Below are 22,755 nucleotides of genomic sequence, written 5' to 3' on the forward strand. Positions count from 1 at the left end.
TTGGGGCCGCTTTGCGGCCCATCGCCGGCAAGCCGGCTCCCACTGGGATCGCGCCAGCTTTTAGACATTGAGCAAGACATTCCCACCCATGATGGCCAGCCCTGGTACACCGCCGTTCTTGAGCGCTGCGCGGTAGGGGGTGGGAGCCGGCTTGCCGGCGATGGGCCGCAAAGCGGCCCTATGAACGCTGATCGAGCTATGCGGTGACGTTCTTCGCCTTGGCCAGCATCTGCTCTTTTTCCTCAGGGCTCATGCGCTCCAGTTGCAGGCGCGCCTGGGCAATCTTGAGCAACTGCCCGCGGTTTGCCTCGTTGGCCTGCAACGCCTCGGCCAGCCCCGCCACGGTGGGGTGCTCGAAGACCAGCGCCGGCGCCACTTCACAGTTCAGCAACTTACGAATCCCAGCCACCAGCTTGATGATCAGCAGCGAATGGCCGCCGGCCGCGAAGAAGTCGGTGTGGATACCGATGCTTTCGCGCCCGAGCAACTGCGCCATGCGCTGGGCCAGCAATGTCTGCAATGCGTCCTGGGGTACATCCTGCTGGCCGCCCTCCTGCGGCATTTCCAGCAGCGCGCGACGGTCGAGCTTGCCGTTGGCCAGGCGCGGCAGGCTCGGCAGGCGACGCAGCTGGGTTGGCACCATGGCCGCTGGCAGGCACTCGGCCAGCCGCGCACGCAGCGAGGCTTCATCGAGCCCATGGCCTTCGCCGTGCACGACGTAGCAAGCCAGCAGCTCCAACTGCCCCGGCTGGTTTTCAACCGCCAGCACCGCACCTTGAGCAACCCCATCACCCTCCAGCAGGCGCGCTTCCACTTCGGCCAACTCGACACGGAACCCGCGGATCTTCACCTGATGATCCTGCCGGCCCTGCAGCAGGATGCTGCCATCGGCCTGGTAACGGGCCAGATCACCGCTGCGGTACAGACGCTCGCCGGCTTGCAGGGGGTTGTCGATAAAGCGCGACGCCCCCTGCTCGCCCCCCAGATAACCCCGGCACAGCTGGCGCCCGGCCACATGCAGTTCACCCAGCTCACCCACGCCCGCCAGTTGCCCAGCAGGCGTCAGCACGTAAACGCGGTTGCCGGCCAGCACCTGGCCCAGGCTCGCCATCGGCGCGTCGGCCCGCAGTGGCTGGACCAGCACGCCGACCGTGGCTTCGGTCGGGCCATAGTGGTTGAACACCCGAGCCTGAGGCGCCAGCCGTGCGATGCGCGCCAGCAACTGCACACTCGGCGCTTCGCCGCCCAGGACCAGGGTCGCTGGCAGGCAAGGCTGCGCGCTGTCGAGCAGCGCCGCCAGGTGCGACGGCACGATCTTCAGGCAATCGATACCTTCGTCGCGCACGAACGCGGCAAACGCTGCCGGGTCCTGCATCACGGCGTCGCTGGCAACGTGCAACGTGGCGCCAACCTGCAAGGCGCCGAACAGGCTGGTGTGGCCGAGGTCAGCCGCCACCGTGGCGCTGAACGCAAAGTGCCTGCAGGCCGAAAGGTCCAAAGCCTGCTCAGCGGCCTGCAGGTACCCGGCCAGTTGCCCATGCTCGATGACCACCCCCTTGGGCTCACCGGTCGAACCTGAGGTAAACAGTACATAGGCTGCCGTATCGGCCGTGAGCACTTGCGCCTCGAACGGCGCTGAAGTTTCCGCGAGCTGCTCGAACAGCGTGGCATCGACCTGCAACTGCGCGCCGGCCAGGCGGCTGACCTGCTCACGTCGCGCAGCGGGCCAGAGTGGGTCCAGCGGCAGGTACGCAGCGCCGCACTTCCAGCAGGCCAGCACCGCCGCCAGCCAGTGCACCGAGCGCGGCAGGGCCAGGCCGACCACGCTGGCATTGCCAATGCCCTGGGCCTGCAGGTGGGCGGCCAACGCCGTGGCCAGCTGGTCGAGTTGCTGCCAGCTCCACCCCTGCCCTTGTTCGATGATCGCCAGCGCCCGGGGCTGTTCGCGCACCCAGCGGGCGACCCGCTCGGGCAGCAGTTCGGTGACCGCTGGCAGTGCGGCCTGGGCGTTACGCTCAAGCACCAGACGACGCTGTCGTTCACCGGCAATGCCCAGGCTGACCAAGCTCGCGTCGGGCGTCTGGGCAATGCTTGCCAGCAGCGTGGCGTACTGTTCGAGCAGGAGCTGCGCCAGTGCCGGGCTGTGCCACGCGGCCCAGTACTGCACCAGCGCCTGTGGCGCTGCGCAGTCGCTGTCGACCTGCAGCAGCAGGTCGGGGCCCGCCATCGGCGCGTCAATGCCCACCACCTGCCAACCACCGGCCAGCGGCGGGCAGGCGGGGGTCAGGCAAAAACCGATGGCGGCAGGCGCCAGCGCGGGCGTTTGCTCGGGGCTGAAGTATTCCTGCCAAGCCGCATGCTGCTCCAGCTGCGCAGCCAGGCCGTGCAGCCAGGTACGCAGTGGCTGCTCGGCCTGATAATCGAGCAGCACCGGCAACTGCTTGTGGTACACCCCGGCGCTGCCGGCGAAATAGGCGTAGTCGCCACGGCTGTCGTGGCACCAGTTCACCACCTGCACAGGCTGGCCATCGAGCCGCGCCAGCAGCAGCCACCAGGCTGCCTGCAGCACCCTGTCCAAGGGCAGGCCAAGCCCGGCCAGGCGTGTCAAAACGTCCGGGTCGAGGTCTGTGCGGGCCTGCGCGCGCTCACCGCGTGGGCTGCCTGGGGCTGGGCGCCAGGGCAGTTGCTGGGCGCTCGCGGGCTTGCCGTTCAGCGCGTTCCAGTAGCTGCGCGCAGTGCTGGCGTCTTCATCCACCACCACCTCGCTGCGCCACTGCAGGTATTGTTCGAAATCGCCATCGTCGGTTGTTTCCAATGCGCCTTGGCAGATCGCCGCAAGGCTTGCAGCCAGCGCCGGCAGGCTGGCAGTGTCGACCAGCGCTGCCAGTACACCCAGCACCAACTGGCAACGCCCCTCGGCCTGCTCGCACACCAGCACGGCAACGCCCGCACCGGCCTGCACATCCACCTCACGCTCGAACCAGGCCTGGCGGCCGGCGCTATCGCCCGCCGCCAGCCACGTCAGCTCCACCCCCGCGGCCTCGCGCTCAAAAAACTGACGCAAGCCGCGATAACCTGCGGCTTGGCCGATGCGCAGGCGCAGCGCGTCATGGCGGCCCTGCCACTGCTGCAGGGCGGCCCGCAGTGCGGCGGGCGCCGGCACGTTGTCGAGCTGCAAGGTGATGCAGCGCGCCGCGTCCTGCCAGCGGGCAGGCAGTGCAGTCAGCTCGAGCGACTGCATGGGCAACAACGGCAGGCCACTCGTTTCGGCGGTGATGTTCATGCTTGCACTCCTGTGCGGTTCAAGGTGAGGGCTTCAAGGTCGGCACGTTGCATCATGTCGCCCATGGCGACGACGATCTTGCGTGGCCCCTGGAACGGGTCGCGGGCGTGTGCCGCCAGCATGTTGTCGAGCAGGATCACATCACCGGCCTGCCAGTCGAAACGCACCGCACAGGCCTCGTACAGCTCACCGATCAACGCCATGTCGGCGTCTTCGATCGGGCTGCCATCGCCGTAGTAGACCTGACGCGGCATGCGCTCCAGGCCATACAACGCCAACAGGTCCTCGCGCACGTCGGCATCCAGGCAGAACACGTGGTGCAACTGCACCTGGTTGAAGAAACTCTTCTCACCACTGACCGGGTGCTCGATCACCGCCGGGCAAGGCGTGCGGATCTGCAGTTCGTCGTTGTCCAGCCAGCGCCACTGGATACCCGACGCCTGGCAACGGCGCTCGACATCGGCACGCGAGTCGGTCTTGAAAAAGTGCTGCCAGGACACGTCCAGCTTGTCGGTGAACGTACGCACGTAAAGCAGGCCTTTGTCCTCGAAACGCTGGCGCAGGGGCGCGGGCAAGCGCTGGTACATCTGCCGGCAATCGACCACCGGGGTGGCACCCCCCACCGGCGACGGCAGCTCGCAGAAAAACAGCTGCTTGCGCGGCCAGCGGTCCTGGTGGGCACTTTCGTTATGGAACAGGATCATCTTCTGTTCCGGATACGGCGTGGAGCGGTAGGTGTTCTTACCGCCTTCCTTCTTCGGCAGGTCACCGTACTGGCCATACAGCCCGGGCTGCACCGCCTCGGCGAAGGCTTCGAAATCCTGTGGGGTCTGCAAGCCGAAACCGCGGAACAGAATACCGCCATGCGCCACCAGTTTGCGTTCGACCTCGGCACGGTGCTTGACCACCCAGTCGGTCAGGCTCACGCCAGGGTCGACCGGTTCGATCAACAACGGAAACACCTGCCCCGGTACCAGAGCAGCCTCGCGCACTGCGCTGGCCGGCCGGGGTGGCGTGCCGGCGCCGCGCTTTAGGAAACTGCCCAGCTTGTCCTTCTTCGGTTGCCCGCCGGCAGCGGCAGGCGCCGCCACGATTTCACTGTGAACCGCCATAGTGATCTCTCTCAGTTGAATGTGTGGGTTGCCCAGCACCTGGCCCAGGATGTCCAGCCAGCCACGCAGCAGTGCCTGGACCCGTTCTGCCTTGAACAGCTCCGTGGCGTACTGCCAGGTGACGCGCCAGCCGTCCGCGACCGGGTCGATGAACAGCGCCATGTCGAATTTCGAATAGCCGCCCGCCTGCGGCAGTACCTGCACACTCAGGTCGGCCAGGCCGCCATGCGCCACCGGCATGTCGTTCATCACGAACAGCACCTGTACCAGTGGGTTCATGCCGGGATGGCGCGGCGCGCCAGCAGCCTCGACGATCAGGTCGAACGGCAATGCCTGCTGCTCGCTGGCATCGAGCAAGGTAGTGCGGGTGCGCGCCAGCCACGCGGCGAAGTCCAGCCGTTCGTCCAGTTGCGAGCGCAGTGGCAGAACATTGACGAAGAAGCCGATCAGCGCCTCGAGGTCGGGGTGTTCGCGGCCTGCGACATCAGCCCCCAGCAGTAGATCGTGCTGGCCGCTGGCGCGGTGCATCAGCAGTTGGAACGCCGCCAGCAGCAGCATGTAGGGCGTCACACCCAGCTGTGCGGCGCGTTCACGTACCGCCACGACCGTAGCCGGCGGCAGGTCGTGATACAGGTTTTCACCCGCCTGGGAGGCCTTGGCCGGGCGCGGCAAATCAGTCGGCAACTGCAAGCGCCCGCTGCTGCCTTGCAGCGCCGTGCGCCACCACTGCGCCGGGGCCTGCAGCAACCCGGCACGCTCGCGCGCGGCCTGCCATAGCGCATAGTCGGAGTACTGCAGCGCCAGCGGCGCCAGCGCGGGCGCTTGGCCACGGGCAAGGGCGCTGTAGCTGGCGATCAGTTCGTTGACCATCAGCGCCATCGACCAACCATCGGAAATGATGTGGTGCAGGTTGAGCAGCAGCACATGGGCGTCACCGGACAAGCGCAGCAGGCGTGCACGCAGCATCGGCGCCTGGTCCAGGGGCACCGGCTGACGCACGTTGGCCAGTTGCGCTTCAAGCACGCGCAGCTGCTGCTCGGCGGCAGGCAACGGGCTCAGGTCGTCCAAGGGCAGGTTCAGGTCTACCGCAGCCTGGATCAGCAGCAGCGGCTCACCTTCGTCGTCACAGCCCACCGCGCTACGCAGCACTTCGTGGCGCTGCACCAGCACCTGCAACGACTGCTTGAGGCATTCGGGCTGCAACGGCCCGTCCAGGCGCAGGCCCAGCGGCATGCCGTACGCCCCGCTGCCCTGGGCGAACTGTTCGGCAATCCACAACCGGCGCTGGGCCAGCGACAGCGGTGCACTGGCCTTGTCGCCCAGGGCGCGCAGTTGCGGGCCGGCATCGCTCACTGGCTGTGCCTGGCGCAGGCACTGAGCGAAATCACACAAGCGCGGGGCGCTGAACAGGTCGCGCACACTGACGCCGGTGTGGCCATCGCGGTGCAGGCGCGCCACCACCTGGGTGGCCAAGAGTGAGTGGCCACCGGCCTCGAAGAAGTGCTCGAAACGGCCCACTGCTGGTCTGCCCAGCACACTGGCCCAGGCCTCGGCGACCTCGCATTCGAGCGCATCCAGCGGTGCACTGAACGCCTCTTCAGGGGTGTCGGCCTCGATCGCCGGCAATGCCTTGCGGTCGACCTTGCCGTTGGGGTTAAGCGGCAAACTGTCGAGCAGCTGCAGGCGTGACGGCACCATGTAGGGCGGCAGCGCGGCGCGCAACGCGTCGAGGATGCGCTGACGCAGGCCGGCATCGGCCTGCGAACCGCTGACCGGTACCAACCAGGCCGCCAGGTACAGGTCGGCACCTTGACCGCCCGGCATCACCACCGCCTCGCGCACCTCAGGCAGCGCCAGCAGGCAGGCTTCGACTTCGCCGGGCTCGACGCGGAAGCCGCGGATTTTTACCTGGTGGTCCAGGCGGCCGATGAACACCAGCTCGCCACTGATCTGCTGGCGCACTAGGTCACCCGTGCGGTACAGGCGGCCACCGCCGACCGTGTCGTACGGGTCGGGCACGAAGCGTTCAGCGGTCAGCGCCGCCTGGCCGAAGTAACCACGCGCCAGGCAAGGGCCGCCGATGTACAGCTCGCCGTCAGTGCCGGTGTCGAGCAGTTGCAAGGCTGCATCGAGCAGGTAAGCGGTGCGCCCCGGCACCGGTGTTCCGATCGGTGCATAGCCAGTGTCGATGCGGGTCAACCCGTCGGCCTGCCACAGCAGCGGGGTGATCACGGTTTCGGTAGGGCCGTAACCATTGACGATACGCTGGGGCTGCAAATGGGCCTGGATTCGCTCGAAGCCTTCGCGCGGCAGTGCCTCCCCGGCTACGTTCAGGCAGCGCACCGGCAGTGCCCGGCCCTGCTGATGCGCCCACTCGGCCAGCTGACAGGCGTATTGGGTTGGGAAGTAGACCACGCTGGCGCGCTCGCGCTCGATCACCTCGAAGGCCTGGGCTGCAGTCCAGATATCATCGCCACGCACGATGCAGCAGGCGCCCTGGCTCAACGGCAGCAACCACTGCTCGGTGCCCCAGTCGAAGTTGATCGAAGCGAAGTGCACGAAGCGGTCCTGCGCCGTCACCTGGTACTGGCCGACCATGGTCGCGATGTGCGCGGCGATGGCGCCATGGGTCAGGGCCACACCCTTGGGGCGCCCGGTGGAGCCGGAGGTGTAGATCAACCCCAGCAGGTTGTCGGCGCTGGCGCGCGGCACAGGGTTGGCGTCCAGCGGCGCCAGCGGCTGGTCCAGCCACAACCACTCGGCTGCGCCTGCCAGCGCCAGTGGCTGCGCGGCGGTGCGGGTGCCCAGCACCAGCCTGACGGCGCTGTCGTCGAGCATGTCCTGCAGGCGCTGACGTGGGTAGTGCGGGTCCAGCGGCACGTAGCCGGCACCGGCTTTGAGGATCGCCAGCAGGCCAACGACCATCGCCAGGCCTCGCTCGCTGCACAGGCCTACCAGGTCCTCGGGGCCGATACCCCGCGCGATCAACTGGTGCGCCCACGCGTTGGCCAAGCCATTGAGCTGGCCGTAGTCCAGCGTGCCGTCGTCGGCGACCAAGGCCACGGCCTGCGGGTTGCGCGCCGCCTGGGCCTCGATCAGCTGGTGCACACCCCATGCCGGAACACTGCGGTCGGCGGCCTGCCATTGCCCCTGGCAACGCTGACGGCTGGCGGCATCCAGCAGGCTGAGCTCAGCCAGGCATGGATTACCCGCGCCAGCGAGCGCCTGCAGCAGCTGGCCAAACTGCTCGGCCAGGCGCTGCACGTCGGCCAGGCTGAAGGCGTCGTGGCGCACGCGATAGTCGACCTGCAACTGCTCACCCATGCCCACTGACAGGGTCAGGGCGTAGTGGGGTTGCTCGTGGCTGTCCGGCACACCGAAGCGCGGCCCGTCACCGCCACCTTGCAGCACCTCGGCCACGGGGTAGTTCTCGAACGCCAGCAAGGTGTCGAACAGTGCCTCGCCTGCTCTGCCCGCCCAGCGCTGGATGTCGGCCAGTGGCGTGTACTCGTGCTCGCGCAGTGCCAGGTTGCTGGCCTGCAGCTGTTGCAACCAGTCATCAAGACGCTGCTCAAGGCGCGGGGCAGCCACCAATGGCACGGTGTTGATGAACAGCCCCAGTTGCGCCTCGATGCCCGGCACCTGAGCAGGCCGCCCCGATACCGACACACCGACGCAAACGGTGTCCTGACGGCAGTGCCGTTGCAGCAGCAACAGCCAGGCCGCCTGCACCAAGGTATTGACGGTAACCTTGCGCGCCCGCGCCGCCGCCTTGATCTGCGCCGATGCCGCACTGCCAAGGCGTTGCTGCCACAGGCCGTAGGCAGCCGGTTCAACCCTGCGGCGCTGGCTGGCGAGCAGTGTCGGCGCCTGCATGCCCTGCAGTTGCGCCTGCCAGAACGACTGGTCCTGCTGGCGGTCACGCGCGGCCAGCCAGGCCAGGTAGGTGCGAGGGTGCGCAGGTGCCTGGCGGGGTGTCTGGCCGCTGTAGCGTTGCATCACTTCAGCCAGCAACCGGGCATGGCTCCAGCCATCGAGCAGCAGGTGGTGATGGGTGTAGATCATGTGCCAGCGCTGCTCGCCCAGGCGCACCAGGGTGATGCCTAGCAAGGGCGCCTGATCCGTCGCGGTCATGGCCAGGCGCTGCTGCTCGGCGAGGCTGTGCAGGTGGTCGGCCGGCACGGCCTGGTCGCGCCAGTCGAGTTGGCTGAACGGCAGCTGCACCTGGCGGCGGATCACCTGCACCGGTTGCTGCACGCCCACCGGCCAGTGAAAGCTGACACGCAGCCCCGGGTGGGCGTCCAGCGCCGCCTGCCAGGCCGCCTGGAAACGTTGTGGGTCGAGCTGGTCGATGTCCAGGCGCAACTGGTTGATGTAGTCGCCGGGTGCGGCCGCATGCAGGCAATGGAACAGCAGGCCCTGTTGCAAGGGAGACAGCGGCAGGATGTCCTCCACCTGAGCCAGCTCCACTGCCAGAGCGGCGAGCCCGCTGCTGTCCAGTTGGCTCAGCGGGAAATCAGACGGCGTGGCACTGGCGACCCCCGGTTGCAGGCAGTGATCGACCAAGGCGCGCAGCTGGGTGGCGAAATCGCTGGCCAGGGCGTCGATGGTGACCTCGTCGTACATCGCCTGGCTGTAGCCGAAACTGATGCCCAGCTCGCCCTGGTAGACCTGCCCTTCCACGCTCAGCCAGTTGGCCAGCGGCGCATCGCTATCCTGCCCCTGCCCGGCCCCGCGAGGGTCGGGCTGCCACAGCGCGCCCTTGTCGAACTGGCTGTCGAACTGGCCCAGGTAGTTGAACGTCACCCGCGGTTGCGCCTGGCGCGCCAGTTGCTCGCGTTGCGCCGGCGTGCCCAGATAACGCAGCACGCCGTAGCCCAGGCCACGCTGGGGTACTGCGCGCAGTTGTTCCTTGATGGCCGCGATGCAGGCGCCGGGCTGTGCTTGCGGGCGCAGGGCGACCGGATACAGGCTGGTGAACCAGCCCACGGTACGGGTCAGGTCGATATCGTCGAACAGCGCTTCACGGCCATGCCCTTCGAGCTGCACCAGTACCTGCTGCTCGCCGCTCCAGTTGCACAGGGCCCGGGCCAGGGCCGCCAGCAGCAGGTCGTTGACCTGCGTACGGTAGGCACTCGGCGCCTGTTGCAGCAGGGCCTGGGTAAAGGCCGGCGGGAAACTGACCCGTACCTTGCGCTCATCGGCCACGCGCGTCTGTGTTACCGCCCGGTCACGTGGCAGCGCCTGCGCCCCGGCCTCGCCAAGCGCCAGCCAGTAGTCGAGCTGCCCCGCACAGGCGTCGGCATGCCCGGCCAGGCGCTCGGCCCAGGCCTGGTAGCTGCTGGTCCGGGCAGGCAGCGGCTGGCCCAGGCAGGCACGTTGCAGGTCTTCGAGCAGAATGCGCCAGGAAACACCATCGACCACCAGATGGTGGATCACCAGCAGCATGCGCTGGCTGCCATCGGCCATGGCCACCAGCATCGCCGCCAGCAATGGCCCCTGATCGAGCTGCAGGCTGCGCTGGGCCTCATCGCACAAGGCAGCCAGCGCTTGCTCGCTGTCTGCCTGGCGCTGCCAGAGCTGCGGCACGCCAGCAGAGGCCGGCGCGTGGTGCTGCTGCCATTGGCCATCGGCCTGGGTGAAGCGCAGGCGCAAGGCGTCGTGCTGCGCCACCACCTGAGCCAGGGCCTGCTGCACCTGCGCCGCTTGCAGCGGCTCACGGGGCACCAGCAGCACGGCCTGGTTCCAGTGTTGGCGCACCGGCATGGGCGTGTCGAAAAACTGCAGCTGCACCGGGGTCAGGCGTGCCTCGCCCTCAGCCGGGCGCTGGTCGGCCTGACGGCTGTCCACGCTGCCCGCAGCCTGGGCCAGGGCGCGCAGCGTCTGGTGCTGGAACAGGTCGCGCGGACTGAGCGCCAGCCCAGCCTGACGGGCGCGGCTGACGACCTGGATGGCAATGATCGAATCGCCGCCGAGTTCGAAGAAGTTGTCATCCAGGCCCACCTGCGCGGTGCCCAGCACCTCGCTCCAGACCTTCGCCAGCTGGCGTTCGGCCGCGCTCTGAGGGGCAACATGGTCACCCTGTGCCCCGGCCTCGGGCTGGGGCAGGGCCTTGCGATCGAGCTTGCCGTTGGGTGTCAGCGGCAGGCCATCCAGTGGCAGCAGCTGGCTGGGCACCATGAATTCGGGGAGGCTTTGCAGCAGCCAGTCCTTGAGCTGCCCTTGCCAGCCCTCAGGCATGGCATTGAGCACCAGATAGGCGACCAAGCGGCGGCCATCGAGGGCCAGCACCACACACTCGCGCACCAGCGCATGCTCGGCCAGACGCGCCTCAATCTCACCCAACTCGATGCGCAACCCGCGGATTTTCACCTGGTGATCGAACCGCCCCAGGTACTCGATCACACCGTCGCCACGCTGGCGCACCCGGTCACCCGTACGGTAGAGGCGCTCGCCGCTGACGAACGGGGCTGCGACGAAACGCTCGGCGGTCAGCCCGGGACGGCGGTGGTAGCCGCGCGCCAGGCCCACCCCGCCCAGGTACAACTCACCGGCCACACCGATCGGGACGGGCTCAAGACCGCCGTCGAGCACATAGGTGCGGATATTGGCGATCGGCTGGCCGATAGGCACGCTGTCCCTGCCCTCTTCGACGCAGGTCCAGTGGGTGACATCGATGGCTGCCTCGGTGGGGCCATACAGGTTGTAGAGGCTCGCTGCCGGCAAGCGCGCGAACACCTGGCGCTGGGCGTCCACCGGCAACGCTTCGCCGCTGCAGACGATGCGCGAGACGGTGCTGCAGGCCTGCACACCGGGCTCGTGAATGAAGGCCTGCAGCATCGACGGCACGAAGTGCAGGGTGGTCACCCGGTAGCGCTCGATGGCGCGGATCAGGCGTTGCGGGTCGCGGTGCTCGCCCGGCGCCGCGATGGCCAGACGGGCGCCGGTCATCAACGGCCAGAAGAACTCCCACACCGACACGTCGAAGCTGAACGGGGTTTTCTGCAGCACCGTATCGCTGGCGTCCAGGCCATAAGCCTGTTGCATCCAGCACAGGCGGTTGGTCAGCGCCTGGTGGCTGTTGCCCGCGCCCTTGGGGCGCCCCGTGGAGCCCGAGGTGTAAATGACATAGGCCAACTGCGTCGGCTCTACCTTGAGCCCTGGGGTGCTGTCCGGCATGGCGTCCAGCACCAGGGTATCGAGCGCCACGCACTGCACACAGTGCGGCAGCGGCAGGCTGTCGAGCAGCGCCTGCTGGGTCAGCAGCAGGCCAATACCGCTGTCTTCGATCATGTAGGCCAGGCGTTCCTCAGGGTACTCCGGGTCCAGCGGCACGTAGGCGCCACCGGCCTTGAGAATCCCCAGCAAGGCTACGACCATCTCGATGCTGCGCTGCGCCGCGACACCGACCAGGCTGTCGGCGCCCACCCCCTGGCCGCGCAGGTAGTGGGCCAGGCGATTGGCCCGGGCATCGAGCTCGGCATAGCTGAGCAGGCTATCGTCGAACAGCAATGCCGGCGCGTGCGGGGTGCGCTGCACCTGAGCCTCGATCAGCTCATGCACGCCAGACTGCAGCGGGTAGCTGGCAGCTGTGGCGTTCCAGTCCTGCAGCACCCGGTGGCGGGTGGCCTGGTCGAGCATGGGCAGTTGCCACAGCGGCCTTGCAGGGTCCGCCACCAACTCACGCAGCACGGTGAGCCAGTGCCCCGCCATGCGCTCGATGGTCGCTGCCTCGAACAGGTCGGTCGCGTACGTGAACGCAGCGCGCAGCACGCCACCCTGCTCGTACGTGTCCAGGCTCAGATCGAACTGGGTGGTGCGGCTGCGCCACTCCAGTGCGGACAGCTCCAGGCCAGTGCCCAACGTGACCGCTGCCAGGTCGGCGACCTGCGGCTGGTGGTTGTACATCACCTGGAACAACGGCGCGTGGCTCAGGTTGCGCTCCACCTTCAACGCATCGACCAGACGCTCGAACGGCAGGTCCTGGTGGGCCTGGGCGCCCAGCACGGTCTGCCGCACGGCCTGCAGATAGGCCAGTGCGTCAGTTTGGGTATCCGGCTGCAGGCGCAATACCAGGGTGTTGACGAACAGGCCGATCAGCCCCTCGACTTCAGCACGGTTGCGGTTGGCCACCGGGCTGCCGATGCGCAGGTCGCATTGGCCGGTGTAACGCTGCAGCAGCACGCCGAAAGCACCGAGCAGCACCATGAACAGCGTCAGGTTGTGCCGCGCCGCAAAACTACGCAGTTGCTGAGCGAGCGCCGAGTCCACCACCAGCTCCTGGCGGCTGCCTGCAAAACTTGGCGCGGCCGGGCGTGGGCGGTCGAGCGGCAACTCCAGCACCGGCTGCTCATCACCCAAGGTGGCTTGCCAGTACGCCAGCTGGCGTTCGAGCTCGCCGGCTTCGAGCCAGCGCCGCTGCCAGAGCGCGTAATCGACATACTGGATCGGCAGCGCCGGCAGTTGGGGCTGGGTGCCAGCGGCGCAGGCGTCATAGCAGTGGCTGAATTCGTCGATCAGCACGTTCATCGACCAACCGTCAGCGACGATGTGGTGCAGCGTGAGCAGCAACACATGTTCCTGCTCAGCCAGTTGCAGCAGGCGGATGCGCAGCAACGGGCCATGCTCCAGGTCGAAGGGGCGCAGCGACTCGGCCTCGATCTCGGCTTGTACCCGGCCCTGACGGGCGTCTTCGGCAAGCTCGCGAAGGTCCAGACGCTGGATCTGCGGCGCGGCCGGGCGGTGCACCTGGCACAGGCGCTCATCGGCCTGCTGCTGGAACACGCAGGTCAGGGTCTGGTGGCGTTCGAGCAGGCAAGTGAACGCCTGCTGCAGGGCAGCCTCGTCGAGCGCCCCCTTGAGGCGGACCGCACCTGGCAGGTTATAGGCACCGCCCTGCGGGTCCAGTTGCCAGAGCACCCACATGCGTTGCTGGGCGAACGATGGAGCAAGCCGGTCCTCGGCCGCCACTGCGGCCGGAATCGGGAACTGGGAAAAGTCGATGCCCTCTCTGGCCAGGGTTTCAAGGAACAGGCGGCGCTTTTCCAGCGGCAATTCAATGAAACGGCGGGCCAGTTGCAGGGACTTTTCGGGATTCATCAGCTTGCTTTCCGTACGAGTGGGGTACCACGGGCAGTGCCCGGCTATCCCTACGAAACGGATACAACCTGCAAAAAATTACCAACGCCAACCCCCTGGCCAGCGCTGGGCGGCGCGCTAAATTTCGCAACCCGCCCTTCGTTCCGTTCTCACACCCCTCCCCCACGAAGAGGCTGCGCCGTGGAACTGCAACCTTTGCTGAACAAGCTGTTCGCCAATGCCGGTGCCGTAGGCGTCGAAGGCATCTTCCAATTCATCTTCGGCCCGCAGCAGGCCTACTGGTGTGAAGCCGGTACCCGGCCGCGCACCGAAGCCGGCCGGCATGCAACGCCGGATGTCACCATCGAAGTCACCCAGCAGGACCTGCTGGGCATCATGGCCGGCAGCGCCAACGTCGAGGAGCTGTTTGCCGGCGGCCGGCTGAAAATCGGCGGCAACCTGGGCCTGGCCACGCTGCTGCCGCAAATCATCGACCTGGCGCGCAAGGGCGTGACGGCGCAGAAGACTGACATGAACCAGCGCCATGTCACGCCACCGCGCTACAGCGAACGTGTGTCGGCCAGCCTGCCGCAGTTGACCGAAGTAGAACGAATCCCCGCCGCGCAACTGAATGTGGAGCGTTTCCAGCGCCACTATCTGCCGTACGGCACACCGGTGGTGATCAGTGACGCCCTGCGTGAGTGGAAGCTGTTCAACCTCGACCGTCAGGCTTCGCTGGAGCACTTCGCCGAACTGCAGGGCATCACCCGTCATGGCGACTACGTGAAGAAGACCTTCTCCACCGAGCGCGACTTTCGCTCCACGTCCATGGCAGATTTCATCAACGCCCTGGACAACCCGCAGCCGCGTGACAGCAACGGCGAACCACCGGCTTACATGGGCAACAACATCGTGCCTGCGCAGTTGCTCGAGCTGATCCAGTACCCGCCCTACTTCGAGCGCTCGCTGTACATCGCACCGCGCATCTGGATCGGCCCCAAAGGCACCCTCACGCCGTTGCACCGCGACGATGCCGACAACCTGTTCGCCCAGGTGTGGGGGGACAAGTCGTTCATCCTGGCGGCGCCACACCATCGCCCGGCCCTGGGCACCTGGTCGACCTCGCCCAAGGGTGGCCTGGACGGCTGCGACTTCAACCCCGATGCACCGGATTATCAGCGCTTCCCCGAAGCGCGCGGGGTTACCTTCCTGCGAGTGCTGCTGCAGGCCGGGGATCTGTTGTTCCTGCCAGAAGGCTGGTTCCACCAGGTGGAGTCGGTATCGACATCGCTGTCTGTGAACTTCTGGGTCAACTCCGGGCGCGGCTGGTAAGCGGTAGCGAACGCGGCGGGCATGCCCCGCCAGTTCAAGTGAAAGCGGGCTTGCCGAGAAATGGGGCGCAACGCACCCCTCAGGGGTCAGACCGCCGCAGCCAGGGCCTGGGCAAAGCGCTGCGCCACCTCATCGACCTGCTGCGCAGTGATGATCAGCGGCGGCAGGAAGCGCACCACCGCACCGTGGCGCCCACCCAGCTCCAGAATCAGCCCGCGTTTGAGGCATTCGCGCTGCACCTTGGGTGCCAGTTCGCGATTGGCCGGCGGGTGGCCCAGCACGTCGCGCTGGCCCTGCACATCGACCAGCTCGACCCCGAGCATCAGGCCACGCCCACGGATATCGCCCAACTGTGGATAGTCGCGTTGCAGCCGCTGCAGGTGATCACGCAGGCGCCGGCCCATGGCCTCGGCATGCTCGGCCAGGCGATGCTCGACCAGGTAGTTGATCACCGCCGAACCCGCGGCCATGGCCATCTGGTTACCACGGAACGTGCCGGCATGGGCGCCCGGCTTCCAGGTGTCGAGCCAGTCGCGGTACACCACTACCGCCAGCGGCAGGCTGCCACCGATGGCCTTGGACAGGGTGACCACATCGGGCACGATGCCGGCGTGTTCGAAGGCGAACATCCGCCCGGTACGGGCAAAACCGCTTTGAATCTCATCGACGATCAGTGCCACGCCGGCCTGCTCGGTGATGCGCCGCACCCCCTTGAGCCATTCGACATCGGCAGGTATCACCCCGCCTTCGCCCTGCACCACCTCCAGGATCACGGCAGCGGGCAGCGGCACGCCACTTTCAGGGTCCAGCAGCAGGTTTTCCAGGTAATGCAGGTTGGCCTTGACCCCGGCTTCGCCACCCAGGCCGAACGGGCAGCGGTAATCGTAGGGGTACGGCATGAACTGCACCCCGTTGGCCAGCAAGGCACCCAGCGGTTGCTTGGGGCCATGGCTGCCCATCAGGCTCAGCGCGCCCTGACTCATGCCATGGTAGGCGCCCTGGAAGGCCAGCACGGTGCTGCGCCCGGTGGCGCTGCGCACCAGCTTGAGCGCCGCCTCCACGGCGTCGGTCCCGGTCGGGCCACAGAACTGCACCTTGGCCTCACGGCGCAGCGCCTCGGGCAGGATGCCGAACAGGTCCTGAACGAAGCGGTCCTTGACCGGCGTGGTCAGGTCGAGTGTGTGCAAGGGGATTTCATCGGCCAGGACACGCTGGATGGCCTCGATCACCACCGGGTGGTTATGGCCCAGGGCCAAGGTACCGGCGCCAGCCAGGCAGTCGATGAACTGCCTGCCCTCGACATCTTCGACATGGATGCCACGGGCGCGCTTGAGCGCCAACGGGATACGCCGCGGATAGCTGCGGGCGTTGGATTCCTGTTGCTGCTGGCGCTGCAGCAGGGGCGACTCGGTGAACTCGTACAGCGGTTGCGGCGCGCTGGCCGGCAGGACCTGGGCAAGGCTGGAAGCGGTCGACATGGGTAAATCCTCGCAAGCAAGCGAATGTGCGGGTAGTTGTCGCTTGGAAAACGCTTGGCTGGGGAGAGGATTTAGCGCTTGTTGTGGGATTTTTTGTGGCCTGTGCTGCCCAGTCGCCGGCAAGCCGGCGACCACGCCGACCGTAGCGCTGCTCTGGACTGCGCGCCAAATGTCAGACCGTTAGCGTGATCAGGGCTGCTGCGCAGCCCATCGCCGGCAAGCCGGCACACAAGGTACTGCGCTGGCCCCAAAAACTGCAGCAAGTGCTGCAACTGCTGCAACTGCTGCAACTGCCGCAGCCCAGTGGGAGATTCTATGGTTATCAGCAAGCCATTTTCCCGCCTTTGGTAACGTATTCGTCCTGATTTCTCATCAGGGCGAATGCCACTCGTGCGAGCTTCCTGGCCAGAATTACCAACGCCTGGGTCGTTGCCTTACCGCTGTTTCTGTACTGCTCATATACCCCTTTCCAAGCGGCCGACCTGCTGGCCGCCATTGCTGCGTTATGCAGCAAACGACGGATTTCCGAGCAGCCGCGCTTGGTGAGCCGACGACGTCCATTCTTCTCTCCAGAATCATTAACCCGTAGGTCCATTCCCAGGAATGCGATGTACGAATCACTGCTCTTGAACTCGCCCCTTACAAAAGCCATTACCAGGGCTGTAGCGGTAAGAAACCCAATTCCCTCTACCGCCTGACAGCGGGCAACTTGCTCGTGCAGCCCAGCCTCTCGTAGCACTTCCTTAATCTTTTTTTGTATCAGCTGATCCAGCCGATCTATCGATGTTACGAAGGTTTTGAAGGCGGCCTTCAGCAGGCTTTCGTTTGTCCAGCTCTGAGCTAATGCAGTGCGAGCAGTCACCAAGACAGCTCTGCGTCGAAGGAGGCTCTGAAGCTTGCCGTAGACAGCAGGAGGCGGGGTCCAAGGACGAAGATCGTCGCCCTCGTTTTTCAAAAATCGGGACAGCAACCGAGCATCAGAGGGGTCAGTTTTAACCCGCCCTCCAACACTTTTCCTGTAGTTGCTCAGTTGGAAACCATCGATGACATAAACGTCGAAACCGAAGCCATGGGCTAGCTCAACCAGGTCCAGATGGTAGACATTGGTCGCCTCAACAGCGATTGCAGTGCCGAGGGGCTGTTGCTTTAGCCAGCTTTTGATTTCGGGCTTGGTATTTTTCAGCCTGATAATTTCATCACGATCATCGTGATGAATCACTAATTCGGCTTTTGCGACATCCGCACCCACGATCAGTTTGTTTACCTGCATTGCCATGGGCGGCTCCTCGCGTTATGGTTTTTGAGCTTGAAGGGTTTTCACCAAGAGGCGCTGGCTTGCTTCTATCGTCGTTTGCAAACGATGCATTCTTTATCGGCGCTTTGGTGGAAGGGGTGGGGCGATGTCTCCCACAGTCTGTACTGCGTCAACAGTCAGAATCCGGCATTTAGTCCCACCACCCCTTCAAGTCTAACCATACAAGCCGGCTTGCCGGCGATAGGGCCGGTACAGCCGGCGCAGATCAAGCGCCCGAGCGCGCCGGCACTTGCAGCACCACCCGCAAGCCATCGCTCTGGCTGTCGAAGCGCAAGCTGCCGGCACAGCGCTGCACGATCGCCTGGACGATCGCCAACCCCAGCCCGCAGCCACCGCTCTGGCCGTTGCGCCAGAAACGCTCGGTCAAGTGCTGCAGGTCATCAGCGGCAATACCAGGCCCATGGTCGCGCACCATGAAGCCAATCTGCCCATCGGCCATCTGCACCTCCAGCTCCACTTCCGAGTCACCGCCATGGCGCAAGGCGTTGTCCAGCAAGTTGCGCAGCGCCGCCACCGCCAGCGGTGCCGGCATACCGAGGTAGATGCGCGTGGCCTCCTCCGGCAGACGCAGGACGATGCGCCGGTTATCACCCCCACCGGCATCCTGCACCGCCTGCCGGGCGACCTGTTCGGCGCTGCACTGCACGCCATCCTCGAACGACAGGCTGCCTTCGACCCGCGCCAGCAGCAGCAGTTGTTCCAGGGTCCGGTGCATGCGGTCGGTGCCCTGTTCTGCATGCTCCAGCGCCTGCTCGCGCACTGCGCCATCGGTCATGCGGGCCACCTGCAGGTGGGTCTTGATCGCCGTCAGCGGGCTGCGCAGTTCATGCGCGGCGTCGTCGGTCAGCCGGCGTTCGCGCTCCAGGGTCTGGGCGATGCGCAGAAACAGCTGGTTCTGGGTGTCGAGCAAGGGTTGCAACTCACTGGGCAAGCCCGCCACCTGCAACGGCTCAACGCTGTCGGCTCGCCGCCTGCGCAAGGCGTCACGCATGCGATTGAGCGGCTCCAGGCCTTTGCCCAGGCCGATCCACACAAGCCCCAGGCTGCCGAGCAAGGCCATCAGCACCGGCGCCGAGGCGGCCAGCAGGATGGACTGGTTGAGCGCCTCGCGCTCCATGTGGCGGTCGGCAGTGGTGATGCGCACATCGCCATGGTTGTAGGTGAAGGTACGCCACAGCGCGCCGTCGATGGTCTGGTCGCGGAAGCCGCTCTGTTCATCGTCCATGCCCCCATCATGCTTGTGGTTGCTGGCAAGAATCTCGCCGCGCAGCGAGCTGACCTGGCAGGCCATGCCGTCGGGCACGGTGAACTGGTCGGCTGAAAAATGCGCCTCTTCGCCCTTGGCGCTCAGAGGCTTGGGCAATTGATCGATCAGCCCCGCGACCATGCGCGCTGACGCCACCAGGCGCTGGTCGAGGGAGAACATCATCTGCTGGCGCAGGTCGCGCAGCATCCAGGCAGCCGCGAGCACCCAGATGATGATGAACGCACTGCCCAGAATCAGGCTCAGGCGCACCCGCAGGCTCATGACGCGGCTTCCTCTGGCGCCTGCGCCGGGCCAAGGCGATAACCCAGGCCGCGCACGGTCTCGACGATGCTGTTGCCAAGCTTGCGGCGCAGGTGATGGATATGCACGTTGAGGGCGTTGCTTTCGACCTCGTCACTGAAGCCGTACACGCAGTCCTTGAGCTGCTCGCTGGACAGCACCCGGCCAGGGTTCTGCAGCAGGGCCTGGAGCAAGGCCTGCTCACGCCGCGACAGGTCGACCGGCTGACCGGCCAGGGTCGCTTCGCAGCTGCTGGGGTCGTAGCGCAGCGGGCCATGCTCGATCACATTCACCGCCCGCCCCGCGACCCGCCGCAGCAAGGTGTGCAGGCGCGCGGCCAGCTCGCGCAGGTCGAAGGGCTTGAGCAGGTAGTCGTCGGCACCGGCCTGCAGGCCGTCGACCCGGTCAGTGACCGCATCGCGGGCGGTGAGCACCAGCACCGGCAGGTCGATGCCCTGCTGACGCAGGCGGCGCAACAGTTTGAGGCCGTCTTCGTCGGGCAGGCCGAGGTCAAGGATCATGACATCGAACTGCGCCGCCTGGAGCATGGCCCGGGCGGCAGCGGCGTTGGCTACGCGGTCGACGGTCAAGCCTTGGGCAGTGAGGCCGGCGCAGATGCCGCTGGCGATCAGGTCGTCGTCCTCGCAGAGCAAAACGTGCATGGTGGGGGCTCCCGCAGTGGTGTGGCTGGCATTGCACTATGAAGGGATTAACGGGGGATTATGGGCCTTTTTCGGGCCATGGTGGGCATGCCGTTCAAGGCCGGTGAGCTCAGGCAGGGGGCATCGGTCTTTTTGCACCATGATCATCTCCATTCGAAGACGATAAAGACTTTTCCTACAAGAACCACGGAAATGATTACTTCCAAACCATGATGTGATTTCCCCTGCACAGCGCTGTCAGGGAGACACACATGTTTCTGAGCCACCTGGTGCCGTCATGGCACGAGATCGAGTCACGGGTCATCGATAAAGTGGGCTATCAGGGAGGCGCCCATTTCCGCACCCACCATAACCAGCCAGTGGCTTCACTGTCACTCAACCTACGCCGACTCAGGGCGGTGCAGTCTGCCTTCAACCAGGCCGAATGGCAGGCCGCGCACATGCTGCGCCAGCGCTTCGCCGACCTGAACATCGCCGTCATCATTGACGAACTGCTGATCGTCGTCAGGCAGATGGCGATGATCGTTGTCGGCAGCACGTTAACCGGCGGCGCGATTGGCGCCGGGATCGGGGCATTCGGCGCCGGTGCAGGGGCCATCCCCTTGGCCGGCACTGGCGCGACAGTGGGCCTCAAGGTCAGTGGCTGGATCCTGGGCGCACTGGGACTTGCCTCCATTGCCGAGTTCTTTATCGATGGTTTGCCCCGGATCGGCGAGTACTACATCGATGGCATCCGCATCGCCTGGGAGGGCACACGGGACGAAAGCCTTAACCCTTTCGGGCGGGATGATCCGCATGCAATTTCCAGGGCGGCCCATCACATTGCCTTGGGCCATGTGGAAGTGGTGGTTCTGCTATTGGGGGCAATGGTTTCGTACCTCACACGCGGTCGGGGCGATGCCCGGGTGCTGGCGCAGGAGATGGCGGCCAGCAGCAAGGGGGCGCGGCTTGGGCAATGGATGCTAAAGCATGAAGAAGGGCTGAAGAACCGGCCGGATTTGCAGGTGCCGGAGCGGCGTAAGGGGGCGCTGGATCATCCGCAGCCTGCGCAGGCGAATCGCCCTGCGGGGAAGGACAAGGAGTCTTCCCAGGGCAAGCCCAAAAGCATGCCGTTGCATACTGTGGCTTGCTTCAAGGCGGATAAATTGCCAGCCTCTAAGCACATTGAGTTTGAACGGCAACTGAAGGGACAGCAGGATGGGCTAAATCGCCTCACAGTTGAGGAATTCTTGGAAAATATTGCTAACCCTGCAAAGCGGGACCCAAACATAGCCAGAAAAGCAAGAAAGAAATTGTATGATGATCTGAGAAAGAGGGCTTATCGAGATTTGGCTGAGCAGATGAATCCTATCGAAGCAAAAAAACTGTCAACAAAACAGGCCAAAGAAACAATGTCTTCACTTGCAGCATTGCATAATCCAGACTTGATCGCCGGCGGCAAAGACCTCATTAGTGATTTTGGCGACAGGCAAGTCAATTCGAGCATAGGCCCTCAGTGGAAAAGCAAAATTGGAGTACTCGTGCAATCTGTAAAGCAACAGTCCAAGGCGGGAGGCGCCTCTAGCTTCCTAAACATCAAACTGCATAAGTGCTAACAAACAAGGATCATGAATATGGACGAAATCTTCTCGCTCTTCATAGAGGAAATGGGCGAACCTATATTCAGACAGGAAGTTCCTCCATCAACCATAGCACGCTACCGAAGTGTATTCCCAGAAAAATTATTGGACTACTGGATCGAGCACGGCTGGTGCGGGTATGGGGACGGGATATTTTGGACAGTTAATCCTCAGGACTACGAAGGTGTAGTTGCCTCACTCATAGAAGGTACACCACTCCAAGGCCGAGATAACTATCACATCATCGCGCGAGGCGCTTTTGGCGACCTCTACCTATATGGCGAAAGATCCGGCTTTTCGTTAGATATCGTACCGTACACATCAAATTACTGCGGCCGAATTCAAGCATCCGCAACAAATGACTCGGACAAACAGGTACAGGGATTTTTTCTATTAATGGATCGTGAATCCAACGATTTCGGGAATTTTTTCGAGCCAGCAAAAAACAAATTAGGCAGACTTGAACCTGACGAAATTTATGGTTTTATCCCCGCACTTGCGTTCGGCGGAACACTCCGGCTTGAAAATATTCAAAAAGTCAAGGCAGTGGAGCACTTGACACTACTCTCTCAGCTTTCACCCCTTGAACCCTATCCATTCTCCGATTTCTAATGGCACACAAAAGAGCCTCCGCCAAACGCTTGACAATTATCACATAACAAACAGTAGAACTTCACACACAAAACCCTAAAAAGGAATTTACCAATGAACGTAGTTTTCTCCATCTTCCTCGAAGCCTTCGGAGACCGTATAGGCCAACAACCCGTACCGCCTTCAGCCCTCGATCATTACAAAGACAAACTCCCCAACCAACTCCTCGACTACTGGAAAGAACACGGTTGGTGCGGCTACGGCAGCGGCCTTTTCTGGCTGGTAAACCCACGTGAATACGAATCCGTAGTCGATGCCTGGCTGGGTGGCACCACCCACGACACATACCACCTCATTGCCCACAGCGCTTTCGGCGAGTTGTACCTGTGGGGTGAAAACACCGGCTCGCTGCTGACCATTGCGGCCTACCATTCCCGGTACTTCCTGAGTGTGCCAAGCGCCAACAGCGAAGAACGGGACAACAAAATCCAAAGCTTGCTCATGCGGGCCATGACCGAAAACATCGGCCTGGGGCTTTTCGACGAGGCCAGAAAAGCATTGGGCGATCTGGAGGCCGGCGAGATGTACGGTTTCGTACCTGCCCTGATGCTGGGAGGCTCTGCCGAGCCGGAGCGCCTTCAGCGACTGGATGCCGAAGTGCATTTGATTCTGCTCGCGCAACTGGCTGACCTTCAGCCGTATGACCTCGACGAAGAGGAAGAAGAAAATGAATAGGCAG

At 64.6% G+C, this 22,755-nt stretch carries 10 protein-coding genes; 4 read left to right on the top strand and 6 right to left on the bottom strand.

What is annotated here, in order from left to right; translation table 11 throughout:
* Positions 1-196: 196 nt before the first annotated feature.
* Positions 197-3,283, bottom strand: a complete 3,087-nt coding sequence (locus ABRP30_RS19365) for an amino acid adenylation domain-containing protein (protein WP_349976296.1) — start codon at positions 3,281-3,283, stop codon at positions 197-199.
* A complete protein-coding gene (locus ABRP30_RS19370; RefSeq protein WP_349976295.1) occupies positions 3,280-13,494 on the bottom strand; it encodes an amino acid adenylation domain-containing protein in 10,215 nt (3,404 codons plus the stop codon). Before ABRP30_RS19370 ends, ABRP30_RS19365 begins: the two co-directional genes overlap by 4 nt.
* Positions 13,495-13,674: 180 nt before the next feature.
* Between ABRP30_RS19370 and ABRP30_RS19375 the strand changes: the two genes are divergently transcribed.
* A complete protein-coding gene (locus tag ABRP30_RS19375; protein WP_349976294.1) occupies positions 13,675-14,805 on the top strand; it encodes a cupin-like domain-containing protein in 1,131 nt (376 codons plus the stop codon).
* An 86-nt stretch (positions 14,806-14,891) separates the two neighbouring features.
* Here ABRP30_RS19375 and ABRP30_RS19380 read toward each other — a convergent pair whose 3' ends face one another.
* The 4 genes from ABRP30_RS19380 to ABRP30_RS19395 all read right to left on the bottom strand — a co-directional run bounded on the left by ABRP30_RS19380 (position 14,892) and on the right by ABRP30_RS19395 (position 19,806).
* Positions 14,892-16,283 carry an aspartate aminotransferase family protein gene (locus ABRP30_RS19380; RefSeq protein ID WP_267817490.1) on the bottom strand — a complete coding sequence of 464 codons (1,392 nt, stop codon included), beginning with the start codon at positions 16,281-16,283 and terminating at the stop codon, positions 14,892-14,894.
* A 322-nt stretch (positions 16,284-16,605) separates the two neighbouring features.
* Positions 16,606-17,559, bottom strand: coding sequence for an IS110 family transposase (locus ABRP30_RS19385; RefSeq protein WP_372490323.1), 954 nt, complete (start codon positions 17,557-17,559; stop codon positions 16,606-16,608).
* 244 nt (positions 17,560-17,803) lie between these two features.
* Positions 17,804-19,126 (bottom strand): ATP-binding protein, encoded by a 1,323-nt coding sequence (locus ABRP30_RS19390; protein ID WP_241804474.1) that lies wholly within the window; start codon positions 19,124-19,126, stop codon positions 17,804-17,806.
* Entirely contained in the window at positions 19,123-19,806 is a 684-nt protein-coding gene (locus ABRP30_RS19395; protein WP_016393078.1) for a response regulator transcription factor, read from the bottom strand. The genes ABRP30_RS19390 and ABRP30_RS19395 overlap by 4 nt, the downstream gene beginning before the upstream one ends.
* A 251-nt stretch (positions 19,807-20,057) precedes the next feature.
* On the opposite strand from ABRP30_RS19395, the gene ABRP30_RS19400 reads away from it, so the two are divergent.
* From ABRP30_RS19400 to ABRP30_RS19410, 3 genes are all read left to right on the top strand, one after another.
* Complete coding sequence (locus ABRP30_RS19400) at positions 20,058-21,401, top strand: DUF6861 domain-containing protein (RefSeq protein WP_267817523.1); 1,344 nt, start codon at positions 20,058-20,060, stop codon at positions 21,399-21,401.
* An 18-nt stretch (positions 21,402-21,419) separates the two neighbouring features.
* Positions 21,420-22,037, top strand: a complete 618-nt coding sequence (locus ABRP30_RS19405; protein ID WP_349976113.1) for a GAD-like domain-containing protein — start codon at positions 21,420-21,422, stop codon at positions 22,035-22,037.
* Positions 22,038-22,130: 93 nt separating this feature from the next.
* Positions 22,131-22,751 (top strand): GAD-like domain-containing protein, encoded by a 621-nt coding sequence (locus ABRP30_RS19410; RefSeq protein ID WP_349976114.1) that lies wholly within the window; start codon positions 22,131-22,133, stop codon positions 22,749-22,751.
* The last annotated feature ends 4 nt before the right edge of the window (positions 22,752-22,755 follow it).

The sequence above is a fragment of the Pseudomonas sp. WHRI 8519 genome (assembly GCF_040224055.2).
In the GTDB taxonomy this organism is placed as follows: Bacteria; Pseudomonadota; Gammaproteobacteria; order Pseudomonadales; family Pseudomonadaceae; genus Aquipseudomonas; species Aquipseudomonas putida_X.